Raw genomic sequence first — 13,928 nt, forward strand, 5'->3', positions numbered from 1 at the left:
CGGCCCACCTGGCGGGAACAACGGCCCAACTGGCGGGGAGGGGAGGTGGAGGTGGAGGTGGAGGTGGCGCAGCCGATCAGACGGCGGCGCGGTCTCCGACCCTCACACCTCCGCGCGGTCGCCCACCGCGACGACGGCGATGAGGTCACCGCCCTCGACCTGGGTGACGCCGCTGATCGCGACTCGGGTGACCGTGCCGGCACGCGGTGCGGTGATCGCGGCCTCCATCTTCATGGCCTCGATGGTGGCGATCGTCGCGCCGGCCTCGACGCTGTCGCCGTCACCCACCACCAGGGTCACGACACCGGAGAACGGAGCGGCGACGTGCGACGGGTCGGTGCGGTCGGCCTTCTCCAACGTCGGGACGTCGGCGGTGATCGACCGGTCCCGCACCGACACCGGGCGCAACTGGCCGTTGAGGATGCACATCACGGTCCGCATCCCGGCCTCGTCGGGTTCGGAGATCGCCTCGAGACCGATGAGCAACTCGACGCCGCGTTCGAGCGACACACGGTGCTCCTCGCCCTGGCGCAGACCGTAGAAGAACTGGTTCGCCGACAGCGACGACGTGTCGCCGTACTGCTCGCGGTGCGCGAGGAACTCCGAGGTGGGTCCGGGGAACAGCAGCCGGTTCAACGTCGCTCGCCGGCCGGTCGAGTCGGCGCCGAGCAGCTGCTGGTCGTGCTCGGAGAGCTCCACGACGGGTCGGGCCTTGCCACGGCCCTCGAGCGCCTTGGTGCGGAACGGCTCGGGCCATCCACCGGCCGGTTCGCCGAGTTCGCCACGCAGGAAACCGATCACCGAGTCGGGGATGTCGAATCGACCCGGGTCTGCGGCGAACTCCTCCACCGACACCCCGGCACCCACGAGGTGCAGGGCGAGATCGCCGACCACCTTCGACGACGGCGTCACCTTGATGACCCGACCGAGCAGGCGGTCGGCGTCGGCGTAGGCCGATTCGACGAGTTCGAACTTGTCCCCGAGTCCCAGGGCGATGGCCTGTTGGCGCAGGTTCGACAACTGGCCACCGGGGATCTCATGGGTGTACACGCGACCCGTCGGCGACGGCAGCCCGGACTCGAACGGCGCGTACACCTTCCGCAGCGCCTCCCAGTACGGCTCGAGATCGCACACGGCACCCAGGTCCAGGCCGGTGTCGCGGTCGGTGTGGGCCGCGGCGGCCACGATCGCCGACAACGCCGGCTGGCTGGTGGTACCCGCCATCGCCGCACTCGCGCCGTCGACGGCGTCGGCGCCCGCCTGCCACGCCGCGAGATACGTCGCGAGCTGGCCGCCGGGGGTGTCGTGGGTGTGCACGTGCACCGGCAGGTCGAAGCGGGATCGCAACGCCGACACCAGGGTCGTGGCCGCCGGTGCGCGCAGCAGACCGGCCATGTCCTTGATCGCGAGGATGTGCGCACCGGCGGTGACAGCCTGCTCGGCCAGACGCAGGTAGTAGTCGAGGGTGTAGAGATTCTCGCCCGGGTTCGTCAGGTCACCGGTGTAGGACATCGCGACCTCGGCGACCGCGGTCCCGGTCTCGCGGACGGCGTCGATCGCCGGTCGCATCTGCTCGATGTTGTTCAGCGCGTCGAAGATCCGGAAGATGTCGACACCGGTGGCCGCGGCCTCGGAGACGAACGCCGATGCGACGGTGTCGGGGTAGGGGGTGTAGCCGACGGTGTTGCGGCCACGTAGCAGCATCTGCAGGCAGATGTTGGGCACGGCCTCCCGCAGCGCGGCCAGGCGCTCCCACGGGTCCTCGTGCAGAAAGCGCAGCGCCACATCGTAGGTGGCGCCACCCCACGCCTCGATCGACAACAACTCCGGCGTCAACCGCGCGACGTGACCGGCGACTCCCAGCAGTCCGGTCGTGCGCACCCGAGTTGCGAGCAGCGACTGATGTGCGTCGCGGAACGTGGTGTCGGTGACCGCCAGTGCCGACTGCTCACGCAGTGCCCGCGCGAACCCCTCCGGGCCCAGCTCGGTCAGGCGCTGTTTGCTGCCCGCCGGCGGTGCGGCGGTGAGATCGATCGCCGGCAGCTTGTCCTTCGGGTACACCGCCGACGGCCGCTCGCCGTGCGGCTTGTTCACCGTCACGTCGGCGAGATAGGTAAGGATCTTCGTCCCGCGGTCGCTGGAGGCGTGCGCGGTCAGCAGCGACGGACGTTCCTCGATGAACGACGTCGTCACCTTGCCCGCACGGAAATCCGGGTCGTCGAGCACGCCCTGCAGGAACGGGATGTTCGTCGAGACGCCACGGATCCGGAACTCCGCCAACGCCCGCTGCGCGCGGGCCACGGCACCCTCGAACGTCCGGCCGCGACACGTGAGCTTCACCAGCATCGAGTCGAAGTAGGCCGAGACCTCGGCGCCGAGGGTGGTGCCGCCGTCGAGGCGGATACCCGCACCGCCGGGGGTGCGATAGGCGGTGATGCGACCGGTGTCGGGACGGAAACCGTTGGCCGGATCCTCGGTGGTGATGCGGCACTGCATCGCCGCACCGCGGATCACCATGTCCTCCTGGCGCAGACCGAGGTCGGCGAGGGACTCCCCCGCAGCGATCCGCAGCTGCGACTGCACCAGATCGACGTCGGTGATCTCCTCGGTCACCGTGTGCTCGACCTGGATGCGCGGGTTCATCTCGATGAACACGTGCCGACCCTCACGGTCGACGAGGAACTCCACGGTGCCCGCACACGAGTAGTTGATCTGCTTGGCGAAAGCGACTGCATCCGAACACAACCGGTCACGCAGGTCGTCGGAGATGTTCGGCGCCGGCGCGAGCTCGATGACCTTCTGGTGACGGCGCTGCACCGAACAGTCCCGTTCGAACAGGTGCATCACGTTGCCGTGGGTGTCGGCGAGGATCTGCACCTCGATGTGGCGGGGTTCGATCACCGCCTGCTCGAGGAAGACCGTCGCGTCACCGAACGCCGACTCGGCCTCGCGGGCGGCCGCCTCGATCGCCTCCCTCAACGCATCCGGATCGCTCACCCGACGCATACCGCGTCCGCCGCCACCGGCGACGGCCTTGACGAACACGGGGAACGTCATCGACTCCGCGGCGGCGAGCAATTCCTCGACGTCGGTCGACGGTTCCGACGACGCCAACACCGGCAACCCGGCCGCCTTCGCCGCCGCGATCGCCCGCGCCTTGTTCCCCGTCAGCTCCAGCACATCGGCCGAGGGACCGACGAAGGTGATACCCGCATCCGCGCACGCCCCGGCGAGATCGGGGTTCTCCGAGAGGAATCCGTAACCGGGATAGATCGCGTCGGCGCCGGTGCGCCGGGCCGCGTCGACGATCTCCTCCACCGACAGGTACGTCCGTACCGGATGGCCCTCGGTGCCGATCTGATACGACTCGTCGGCCTTCGTCCGATGCACCGAGTTCCGGTCCTCGAACGGATAGACAGCGACCGTCGCCACCCCGAGCTCATAGGCTGCTCGGAACGCCCGGATCGCGATCTCGCCACGGTTTGCCACCAACACCTTGGAGAACATGAGCGCAGACTATTCCGGCGCGCCGACGTTCATCTCGTCGGGATGCGCTCCGACGCGGCCGTTCGGATCGGCCAGCCGCGAGATCTCCAGGATGTCGTCGGTGTCGAGATCGAAGTCGAACACGTCGATGTTCTGCGAGATGCGTTCGTCGTGCACCGATTTGGGGATCACGACCAGCCCGTTGCTCAGGTGCCACCGGATGATGACCTGCGCGATCGACTTGCCGTACTTCTCGCCGATGCCCGCCAGGATCGGATCGTCGAGCAGAGTGTTCGGCTTCGACGCACGGCCCCATCCCGAATTGCTGGTGCCGCCGAGCGGACTCCACGACTCGACGACGATCTCCCGATCGGTGGCGAACGCGCGCAGGTCGTGTTGCGGCAGGTGCGGGTGCAGCTCCACCTGATCGACCGCGGGCACCGTCTCGCCGTGGCCGCAGATCGTGTCGAGGTGGTGCGGCTCGAAGTTGCAGACGCCGATGGCCTTCGCCTTCCCGGATTCGGCGATGGCCTCCATCGCCTCCCAGGTGCGCTTCATGCGGTCGCTGTCGAGAAGCGGCCAGTGCACGAGATAGAGATCGACGTAGTCGACGCCGAGCTTGTCCAGGCTCGTGTCGCACGCCGCGATCACCGACTCGTACCCCTGATCGGAGTTCCACAGCTTGGTGGTGAGGAAGACGTCCTCGCGTGCGACCCCGGACGCGGCGATGCCGCGGCCGACGCCCTCCTCGTTGCCGTAGGCGGCGGCGGTGTCGATGTGTCGGTAGCCGGCCGAGTCGAGCGCGTAGGCCACCGCGTGTTCGGTCTCGTCGTTCTCCGCCTGCCACACACCGAGACCCAGTTGTGGGATGGACGTACCGGAATTGAGGTCGATCATCGCAACCGCGGGAGTCATGGATGTCAGGCTAGCGATTTCACTGCGTTCGCGAGCCAGGTCCGCGAACGGGCCAGGTGTAGCGCACCTGTGGGCGCCCGGCGCGGCCGTATTCGGTGGTCCGGTCGAGTACCCGGTCGTCGGCCAAACGCTCGAGATACCGCCACGCCGTCACCCTCGACACCCCGGCGGCGGCCGCCACCTCGCCGGCCGTGAGTCCTGCCTCGCTGTCGCGGACCTGCCGTGCGATCTGCTCGGTGGTGTGCGCCGAGGCCCCGGCCGGTGCGGCGGCCTTGTCGTCGGAACCGCGCAGGACGGCCATGGCGCGATCGACCTCGGCCTGGCCCGCCGCGTCGGTACCCGCGGGCAACGCCTCGCGGTACTCGCGGTAGCGCTCGAGCTTGTCGCGGAACGCGGCGAACGTGAACGGTTTGAGCAGATAGAGCAGCACGCCGTGGGCCACCGCCGACCGCACCACCGACAGATCGCGTTCGGAGGTGATGGCGATGACGTCGGGTTCGGGTCGTTGACCCGACAACGCCGACGCCAGCTCGATGCCGCTGGCGTCGGGCAGTCCGATGTCGAGGAGCACCACGTCGACCGGGTCGCCGTCGGCGGCCCGGCCCGCCACGATCCGCAACGCGGCCTGCGCGGTACCCGCCACCCCGACCACCGCGAACCCGGGGATGCGGCCCACGTACTCCTCGTGTGCCTGCGCGATGAGGGGTTCGTCCTCCACGATGAGCACCGAGATCGTCTGACCGGGCGCAGGATTCATGACCGGACCTCGGTGGTGCGGGGCCCCGCCGGATGCGGCACCGTGACGGTGATGACCGAGCCGTAGGTGACCTCGGCGGTGATCGTGCCGCCGTGGCGGGCCACCGTCTGCGACACCAGCGCCAGGCCCAGGCCACGTCCGGGGTCGACGGCGCCCTCGGCGACGGTCTTGGTGGAGTACCCGCGTCGACGCGCGCGGGCGAACTCCTCGGCGTCCATTCCCGGACCGCTGTCGGCGACGCGGATGAGCAGACCCGAGGCGTCCTCGTGCACGGTCACCTCCACCCACGGGTCGTCGCGATCACAGGCATCGAGCGCATTGTCGATCAGATTGCCGGCGATCGTGACCAGTTCGGCACTGCTCAGCAGAGAGTCGGTGTCGAGCACGGAATCGTCGGTGACGGTGAGTTCGATCCCGCGTTCGTTGGCCTGGGCGCTCTTGCCGAGCAGCAGCGCGACGAGCGCGGGCTCGCCGACCGCGCCGGTCAGCCGGTCGACGAGCTGTTGTGACAGTGCGAGTTCGGTGGTCGCGAACCGCACCGCCTCGTCGCCGCGGCCCATCTCGACGAGCGCCACCACGGTGTGCAGACGGTTCGCCGATTCGTGCGCCTGGCTGCGCAGCGATTCGGCGAACAGGCGCATCGAGTCGAGCTCGCCCATCGCGCCCTGCAGTTCGGTGCGGTCGCGGAGGGTGATGACGGCACCGGCCGGTGCGGGCGCGTCGCGGTGTCCGTCGCGGTCGACAGCCGACCGGTTCACCACCAGCACGCGGCCACCCGCGAGGTACAGCTCGTCGCGTAATTCCCCGGCGGTGCGGGCGAATTCGGGAAGGGCGTCGAGCGCGACGGGGCCGTCGCCGAGATCGAGCAGGCGGCGGGCCTCGTCGTTGACGAGCGCGACACGGCCGTCGTCGAGGACGATCAGCCCCTCGCGGACCGCGTGGAGCACCGCGTCGTGGTGCTCGTACATCACCCGCAACTCCTCGGGCCGCAGTCCGCGCGTCTGCCGGAGCAACCGACGACGTACCGCCCAGGTGCCGGCCACCGACAACAGCAGGGCGATCACGGTGACGACGGCGATCGTCGGCAGCTGTCCGAGCCAGCGGTCGGCGAGCCCGGACAGCGTGATGCCCGCCGACACCAGTCCGACGATCCGTCCGTCGGATGCGCGCACCGGGGCGACCGCACGGATCGAGGGGCCGAGGGTGCCGGTGTAGGTCTCGGTGAACAGCCTGCCCGCCAGCGCGGGGGCGATGGTGCCGACGAACTTCCCACCGATCCGCGCCGGATCGGTGTGGGTGAAGCGGGTCCGGTCGGGCGACATGATGGTGATGAAGGCGATGCCGGTGTCGGCGCGGACCGCCTCGTTGACCGGTTGCAGACGCGCGGTCGCCTCTCCCGAGGTGATGGCCTGCGCCGTCGACGGCGAGTCGGCGAGCGCCACCGCGACGGCAACCACCTGGTCGCGGGCCGACCGCTCGGAATCGCGCCGGGCGTCGTAGGCGGCCAGCGACCCCGCGACGACGACGAGCACCAGGATCGCGACGATCTGCAGGATGAACGCCTGGCCGGCGAGTGTGCGCGGGACGAGCCGTCTCACCGCACCCCCGTCTCCGCCACGCGACCGCGTGAACGTAATGAAACTAATCGTGACGCCAGTCACATCAACAGTCCATGATCCTCACAGACCACTTCCGGCGCCACCGGAGGACATCACCACCTGGAGGATCCCATGACCACGACCGACGACCGTCCCCCGACGATCCCCGATCCGCCGGCCGACACCGCCACGAAGCCCAAGCGCGATCGCACGCACTGGCTCTACATCGCGGTCATCGTCGCCGTGGTCGCCGGTGTCGCGGTCGGCATCCTCGCACCGAGCTTCGGCAAGGAACTCGGCGTGCTGGGGACGATGTTCATCGATCTGATCAAGATGATGATCTCGCCTGTCATCTTCTGCACCATCGTGTTGGGCATCGGCTCGGTCCGCAAGGCCGCCACGGTCGGCAAGGTCGGCGGCCTCGCCTTCACCTACTTCCTCGGGATGTCCACCGCGGCACTGGGAATCGGCCTGGTGGTCGGTAACCTCATCCAGCCCGGCAACGGCCTCAACATCACCCCCGAGGTCGCGGGCAAGGGCGCCGATCTCGCCGAGAAGGCCCACGAGTCCGGCGGCACCCTCGACTTCATCCAGGGCATCATCCCCGACACCCTCGTGTCGTCGCTGACCGCGGGCAGTGTGCTGCAGACCCTGTTCGTCGCCCTGCTCGTCGGTTTCGCCATCCAGGCCCTGGGCACCCAGGGTGAGCCGGTGCTGCGCGGTGTCGCCAGCATCCAGAAGGTCATCTTCAAGGTGCTGTCGATGGTCCTGTGGCTCGCCCCGATCGGCGCCTTCGGCGCCATCGCCAACGTGGTCGGCCAGACCGGCTGGAGCGCGGTGACCCACCTGCTGATGCTGATGGTCGCCTTCTACCTGACCTGCCTGGTGTTCGTGTTCGGCGTCCTCGGCACGCTGCTGCGGTTCACCGCCGGTGTCTCCATCTTCAAGCTGGTCCGCTACCTGGCGCGGGAGTACCTGCTGATCGTCGCCACGTCGTCCTCGGAGTCGGCCCTGCCGCGACTGATCGCCAAGATGGAGCACCTCGGCGTGCAGAAGTCGACCGTCGGCGTGGTCGTCCCGACCGGCTACTCGTTCAATCTCGACGGCACCGCGATCTACCTGACGATGGCGTCGCTGTTCGTCGCCGAGGCGATGGGCAATCCCCTGAGCCTGGGTGAGCAGATCAGCCTGCTGGTGTTCATGATCATCGCCTCCAAGGGTGCGGCCGGCGTCTCCGGCGCCGGACTGGCCACGCTGGCCGGCGGCCTGCAGAGCCATCGCCCCGAGCTGCTCGACGGACTGGGACTCATCGTCGGCATCGACCGGTTCATGTCCGAGGCCCGCGCGGTCACCAACTTCTCCGGCAACGCCGTCGCCACGCTGCTGGTCGGCACGTGGACCAAGACGATCGACAACGCGAAGGTCAAGTCGGTTCTCGCCGGCGACGATCCGTTCGACGAACTCAACATGGTCGACTCGCACGACGTCGAGAAGGCCGACGCGGTGTCGATCACGAAGGCACCCGCCTGACCTCAGAGCAGGCGAACGCGCAGCTCCACCACGGGCCCTGCGGGTAACCTCGAGACCATGTCGATCAGCAAGGGCGACGCGGTCTCCTGGAACACCCCGCAGGGCCCGACCCATGGGAAAGCCGTCGAGAAGCGCACGAAGGAATTCGAGTTCGACGGCCAGAAGTTCAAGGCCAGTGACGACGAGCCCTACTGGATCGTCGAGTCGGACAAGAGCGGCTCGAAGGCCGCGCACAAAGAGTCCACGCTCGAGAAGAAGTAGGGCCGAACAGATGAGCACTGGCGGCGCGAACCCGTTCGGCGACATCGGCACCGCGAAATACGTCCAGCTCACCACCTTCACGAAATCGGGCGACGCGAAGCCGCTCCCGATCTGGGCGGCCCTCGATCAGGGCGAGCTGCTGATGTGGACCCAGGCGTCGTCGTGGAAGGTCAAGCGGATCCGCAACACCCCGCGGGTCCTGCTCGCGACGTGTGACCGCGCGGGCAAGAACGTCGGCCCCACCATGGAGGCCACCGCCCGCGTCCTCGACGAGGCGGGCACCGCACGCACCCGCGATGCGATCAACCGCAAGTACGGACTGGTCGGCCGTTTCGCCACCACCGCCAGCAGCCTCGTCAAGGGCAAGAGTTCGACCATCGGGATAGCGGTCACCGCGAACTGACCGTTCTCGCGGGCCTCAGTCGGCGCGCGAGTGCCTGCCCGGCTTCTCGTCGCGGTGGCCGGGATGGATCGGGACGTGCGGTTCGCCGGTTCGGACGTTGTCGGGACGTTCGTGGCGGTGCACCAGCGCCACGGCGATGGCCGTGGTGAGCGGCACCGACAACGCGATTGCGATACCACCGACGAACGACCGACCCAGTTCGACGGCGACGGTGTCCGTGGTGACGAGGCTCGAGAAGGACTGTCCGGCCACGGAGAACAACAGCAGCAGCGGCAGCGCGCTGCCCGCATAGGCGAACACGAGTGTGTAGACGGTGCTGGCGATGTGGTCGCGTCCCACGCGCATGGCCGCGGCGAACGTGGCCCGACGACTCCGTCCGCCCGCCGCGAGTTCGAACACCGCCGACGCCTGGGTGATGGTGACGTCGTTGAGGACACCCAGCGCACCGATGATGAAGCCCGCCAACAGGATCCCCTGCGTGGAGATCCCGTTCTGATACACCTGCAGATTCGTGGTCTGCTCCCCGGACAGACCCGTGATGCTCATCGTGTGGATCGACACGTACGACAGGACCGCGGCCACCGCCAACGACGACAGCGTCCCCAACAGGGCGGCACTGGTGCGCAGACTCACACCGTGCGCGAGGTAGATGACGACGAGCAGGATCGCCGCCGACGACGTGATGGCCACGGCCACCGGCGATTTCCCGTCGAGGATCGCCGGGAGGGTGAAGCCGAGCAACACCGCGAACGCGATCACCAGTCCGATCACCGAGCGCAGGCCGCGCCACGACGCGACCAGGACGATGGCCGCCACGAACAGCAGGGCCCACACGATCGTCGACGTGCCGCGGGAGTAGTCGTAGAACCCGTAGGTCGTGGCGCCGTCGTTGCCCGGTGCGACCGCCAGGCGGATCTTGTCGCCGACCTTGAGGTCGGGTTGTCCCGGTTGCGGGCGGCTGAGCTGGTCGGCTGACAGGTTCTGGGTGACCGCCCCTGGCGCGGTCCCCGACTGTGCCCGGTTCGTCGGCACCTCGAGGAGGGTGTTGGCGTCGGTGTCCTTGCCGGAGGTGATCGCGACGGTGCTCTCGATGCAGGGGCCGTCGGCGACCGGGGTCACGTCGGCGGCTCCGCCGAACACCGACCCCGACGCGCGGTTGAGGCACTGCGCACGTGCCTGCGCGATCACGGTGCCGGTCACGGTCTCGAGTTGGCCGTTTGCCGCGGCCGACTGGAACTGGACCGGCACCTGGTGCTGGCGTTGCGACGGCCACAACACCACGGCCCCGATCGCGACGGCCACCGCGACCGCGACGAGCACCCCGATGACGATGCGCGCCGCCATCGGACGCATCTGCACCGCGATCGCGGCCGGGGAGTGCGTGTGGGTGTGCGGTTGCGACGACTTCACGGCCGCAACTGTATGCGCCCAAACGCCGGTGTCACCGGTGTGACGTGGGTCATCATGGTCGGGTGATCGACGAGTTGCAGGAGGAGGCGACCGCCGCACTGGCGGCCGGCGACTACACCCGTGCCCTCGCCGAGTTCAGCGTGCTCCGCGAGATGCGCTCACGCCGCGACGGTCCCTACTCGGCGCACTACCTCGCCAACCTGCATGACGCCGTCCGCTGCATGTGTCACCTGCAGCGATGGTCGGATTCCGAACCGCTGTGCCGGGAGTTGTACGGAAAGTACCGGCGCACCCACGGCCCCGGCGACTGCGACACCGTCGACGCCGCCAAGTTCTACGCCTGGGCGCTGGTCCACCTCGACAAGGCCGATCCCGCAGCAGCGCTGTACCTCACCACCGCCGACGCGCTGTGGACCCTCGGCGATCGCGAGCAGGCCCTGACCCTGCTCGGGGCCGCGGTCGTGCAACGCCAGGACCTCTGTTTCGACACCCTGCGCAATCGTGTCGATCTCGCCGCCGCGGCCGTCGCCCTCGGCGTCACCTCGTCGATGAACGGCGTCTGTCCGCTCACCTGACCCGACCGGGCGCACCGACCCCGATGAGCGGGGTGTTTGGATGGACCTCGTGTCCGACACCCCGCCCGCCGATCTGCGCGTCACCGACCCCCGGGTGACCTCCCCGGGCGGCGCCGCCACCGGTCGGTGGTGGGGTATCGCGGCGGCGATGTTCGCGATCGCCTGGGGCGGGAACGAGTTCACACCGCTGCTCGTGATGTACAAGAGCGATCACGGGCTGTCCGGTCCGGTGGTCGACGCGCTGCTGTTCGCCTACGTGCTCGGCATCGTTCCCGCGCTGCTCATCGGTGGCCCGCTGTCGGACCGGTTCGGACGTGCGCGGTTGATGCGACCGGCCCCGGCGATCGCCGCGATCGGATCGATCATCCTGGGGCTCGGCGCCGACCACGTGGCCCTGCTCGTGGTCGGACGGATCGGCAGCGGCATCGCGCTCGGTCTCGCGATGGCCGTGGGCAGCAGCTGGATCAAGGAACTCTCCTCGCCACCGTTCGAGACCGACGCCTCGGGAAGCCGCGGCGCTCGGCGCTCGGCGATGAGCCTCACCGCGGGCCTCGGCATCGGCGCCGCGATGGCGGGCGTGCTCGCGCAGTGGGCACCGCTGCCCGCGACACTGCCCTACCTCGTGAACGTGGCGCTGTGCGTGGTCGCGACCGCGTGGGTGTTCCGCGCACCGGAGACCGTGGTGCGCGCCGGGGCACCAGGCCGCCTGCGCGACGACCTGCGCATCCCGGCGATCGGTCACCGACGTTTCGTGCGGGTGGTCGTGCCCGTGGCGCCGTGGGTGTTCGGTTCGGCCGCGGCCGCCTACGCGGTGCTGCCGACGCTGCTCGCCGACGAGGTCGGCGGCCTCGACATCGCCTACGCGGCGCTGATCACCCTGGTGACGCTGGCCTCGGGCTTCGCCATCCAGTCGGTCGCACGACGCATCGACCGACCCGATTCGGCACGGGGCTCGGTGGTCGCGATCGGATTCCTCGCGGTCGGCATGGGGATGGGCGCGTGGGCGTCGAGCACGCTGAACCCCTGGGTCGCCCTCGCCGCCGGCGCGGTGCTCGGCGGCGGGTACGGCATGGCGCTCGTCGCGGGGTTGGCCGAGGTCGGGCGCATCGCCGGGCCGAAGGACCTCGCCGGACTCACCGCGGTGTTCTATTCGCTGACCTATCTCGGCTTCGCGGCGCCGGTGGTGTTGGCGCTGGTCCATCAGGCCGTTCCGGCCCTGACCTATCCGGTGCTGTTCGGGCTCGGCGTCCTGCTGGCGATCGTCTCGCTCGCGATCGTCCTCACCGAATACCGCACCCGCGAGATCACGACGGCAGACAAGGTGACCCCATGACCGCATCGACCCCGGAACGCCGGTACTTCATGTTCACCCTCGACGACGAGGGTCGCTACGTGCCGTCGAAGTACGCGTTCGGTCGGTGGGGCCCGGACATGCTCAACGGGCCGGCGGTGTGTGCCGCGGCCGCGCACGCGGTGGAGGCCGACCACGGTTCGCCCGATCTGGTGCCCGCCCGCATCACCATCGATCTGTTCAAGGCGGCCCGCGGCGAACCCCTGGTCGCGCGCACGCGGGTGGTCCGGTCGGGGCACCGGATCCGGGTGTCGGAGGTCGAACTGTCCCAGGGCGACACTGTCGTCGCGCAGGCGACATTGGTCGCGTTGCGCCCGTCGCAGGACCCTCCGGGGCAGGAGTGGCACTCCGAGCACCCCTTCGACCCACCGACCGACGACAGCCGCTTCCGCTGGTACGGCAGCGACGACCTCGGGTGGACGCCGGTGATGAGCGAACACCAGAACGCGAGCCGCAAGAGGTTGTGGGCCACGATGATCCCCGTGATCGACGGTGTCGAGAACACGCCGTTCGTGACCACCGTGATGGCGGCCGAGGCGACGAGCCTGGTGACCAACTGGGGATCGAGGGGCATCGGCTACATCAACTGCGATCTGACGGTGGCGATCTCGCGTCTACCGGTCGGGCAGTACATCGGCCTGCAGGCCGACACCCACATCACCGACGCCGGTCTCTCCGTGGGCACCGCCACGCTGTTCGACACCCGCGGACCGATCGGCACCGGCATGGTCACCGCCGTCTCCAACGCCGCCGCGCAGATCGACTTCAGCGGCGCCTCGGACCTGAGAACCGAGGTGTCGCAATGACGCTCGTCGACGTCGGCAACGGCGTCACCCTCGAGGTGACGCGCACCGGTTCGGGTCCGGCGGTGCTGCTGGTCGGCGGCCTGGGGCAGCCCGCACAGGTGTGGGAGTACACCGGCGTCGTCGAGGCGTTGACGTCCGCGGGTTTCGAGACCATCAGCTACTGCGCCCGCGGCGTCGCGCCGTCGTCGGCACCCGAGCCGCCCTACACCGCCGACGACCTGGCCTTCGACGCCCAGTGCCTGGTGCAGACACTGGGTCTCGGGCAGGTGCTCGTCGTCGCCTACTCGATGGGCTGCTACACCACCCAGGCACTGGTACGCCGACAGCCGGGGATGGTGCGGGCCGCCGTGCTGCTCGCCGGTCTGCAGCCCTCGCCGATCGGCGAACTCGTCGGACGCATGGAGCTGGGACTGCTCGACGAGTACGGCGAGATCCCCGCCGACGTCATGCTCTTCGAGCAGCTGATGACCACGCTGCACCCGGCGCTGCTACAGGATCCGGCCTCGGTCGTCGGGTGGGAGCAGGTCCTGGGCGCCTCGGGCGAGGTCTGGACGAGCGCGGACGGCATGAGAGGCCAACTGCAGGCGTCGTATTCGTGGATCACCGCGAACGAGCCGCTGCCCGAACACCTCGCGGCGTTCGACCTCCCCGCCCTGGTGCTCGCGTTCGAACACGACCTGTTCTTCCCCCCGCAGGGGTGTCGTGCGGCGGCCGGACAGATGCCGAACGCGGAGTTCGCCCAGATCGACGGCGTCGCGCACGGCGGACTGTTCACCGGTCAGACCGACACCGTCGCGCGGATCGTGGCGTTCTGCACCGACCACCGCTGACCGGCC

At 69.2% G+C, this 13,928-nt stretch carries 12 protein-coding genes; 7 read left to right on the forward strand and 5 right to left on the reverse strand.

Translation table 11 applies throughout. The annotated features are described in order from the left end of the window. Positions 1 to 102 precede the first annotated feature (102 nt). Genes ACQ7HM_RS03620 through ACQ7HM_RS03635 form a run of 4 tightly spaced genes read right to left on the reverse strand, consistent with a single transcriptional unit; the run spans position 103 to position 6,756 of the window. A complete protein-coding gene (locus ACQ7HM_RS03620; protein WP_434214861.1) occupies positions 103 to 3,507 on the reverse strand; it encodes a pyruvate carboxylase in 3,405 nt (1,134 codons plus the stop codon). A 9-nt stretch (positions 3,508 to 3,516) separates the two neighbouring features. After that, positions 3,517 to 4,401: an aldo/keto reductase gene (locus ACQ7HM_RS03625; protein WP_434214862.1), complete on the reverse strand. Its 885-nt coding sequence runs from the start codon at positions 4,399 to 4,401 to the stop codon at positions 3,517 to 3,519. A 19-nt stretch (positions 4,402 to 4,420) separates the two neighbouring features. Further along, complete coding sequence (locus ACQ7HM_RS03630; protein ID WP_434214863.1) at positions 4,421 to 5,158, reverse strand: response regulator; 738 nt, start codon at positions 5,156 to 5,158, stop codon at positions 4,421 to 4,423. Beyond that, the gene (locus ACQ7HM_RS03635) at positions 5,155 to 6,756 is read right to left on the reverse strand and encodes a sensor histidine kinase (RefSeq protein ID WP_434214864.1); all 1,602 of its coding nucleotides are present in this window, start codon (positions 6,754 to 6,756) and stop codon (positions 5,155 to 5,157) included. The genes ACQ7HM_RS03630 and ACQ7HM_RS03635 overlap by 4 nt, the downstream gene beginning before the upstream one ends. Before the next feature lie 132 nt (positions 6,757 to 6,888). On the opposite strand from ACQ7HM_RS03635, the gene ACQ7HM_RS03640 reads away from it, so the two are divergent. The 3 genes from ACQ7HM_RS03640 to ACQ7HM_RS03650 are packed head-to-tail and all read left to right on the forward strand — an operon-like array spanning position 6,889 to position 8,950. Then, positions 6,889 to 8,286: a cation:dicarboxylate symporter family transporter gene (locus ACQ7HM_RS03640; RefSeq protein ID WP_434214865.1), complete on the forward strand. Its 1,398-nt coding sequence runs from the start codon at positions 6,889 to 6,891 to the stop codon at positions 8,284 to 8,286. Between the two features lie 57 nt (positions 8,287 to 8,343). Then, complete coding sequence (locus ACQ7HM_RS03645) at positions 8,344 to 8,547, forward strand: DUF2945 domain-containing protein (protein ID WP_434214866.1); 204 nt, start codon at positions 8,344 to 8,346, stop codon at positions 8,545 to 8,547. 10 nt (positions 8,548 to 8,557) lie between these two features. Further along, positions 8,558 to 8,950, forward strand: coding sequence for a PPOX class F420-dependent oxidoreductase (locus ACQ7HM_RS03650; protein WP_434214867.1), 393 nt, complete (start codon positions 8,558 to 8,560; stop codon positions 8,948 to 8,950). Between the two features lie 15 nt (positions 8,951 to 8,965). Here ACQ7HM_RS03650 and ACQ7HM_RS03655 read toward each other — a convergent pair whose 3' ends face one another. Beyond that, positions 8,966 to 10,303: a YibE/F family protein gene (locus tag ACQ7HM_RS03655; protein WP_434215621.1), complete on the reverse strand. Its 1,338-nt coding sequence runs from the start codon at positions 10,301 to 10,303 to the stop codon at positions 8,966 to 8,968. A gap of 119 nt (positions 10,304 to 10,422) precedes the next feature. On the opposite strand from ACQ7HM_RS03655, the gene ACQ7HM_RS03660 reads away from it, so the two are divergent. From ACQ7HM_RS03660 to ACQ7HM_RS03675, 4 genes are read left to right on the forward strand one after another with little or no spacing between them, the layout of a single operon-like run. Then, positions 10,423 to 10,935 (forward strand): hypothetical protein, encoded by a 513-nt coding sequence (locus ACQ7HM_RS03660; protein WP_434214868.1) that lies wholly within the window; start codon positions 10,423 to 10,425, stop codon positions 10,933 to 10,935. Between the two features lie 40 nt (positions 10,936 to 10,975). Continuing rightward, positions 10,976 to 12,268 carry an MFS transporter gene (locus tag ACQ7HM_RS03665; protein ID WP_434214869.1) on the forward strand — a complete coding sequence of 431 codons (1,293 nt, stop codon included), beginning with the start codon at positions 10,976 to 10,978 and terminating at the stop codon, positions 12,266 to 12,268. Then, entirely contained in the window at positions 12,265 to 13,092 is an 828-nt protein-coding gene (locus ACQ7HM_RS03670) for an acyl-CoA thioesterase domain-containing protein (RefSeq protein WP_434214870.1), read from the forward strand. The genes ACQ7HM_RS03665 and ACQ7HM_RS03670 overlap by 4 nt, the downstream gene beginning before the upstream one ends. Beyond that, positions 13,089 to 13,922, forward strand: a complete 834-nt coding sequence (locus tag ACQ7HM_RS03675) for an alpha/beta fold hydrolase (RefSeq protein WP_434214871.1) — start codon at positions 13,089 to 13,091, stop codon at positions 13,920 to 13,922. The genes ACQ7HM_RS03670 and ACQ7HM_RS03675 overlap by 4 nt, the downstream gene beginning before the upstream one ends. The last annotated feature ends 6 nt before the right edge of the window (positions 13,923 to 13,928 follow it).

It is taken from the genome of Williamsia sp. MIQD14 (genome assembly GCF_051025635.1).
Classification (GTDB): domain Bacteria; phylum Actinomycetota; class Actinomycetes; order Mycobacteriales; family Mycobacteriaceae; genus Williamsia_A.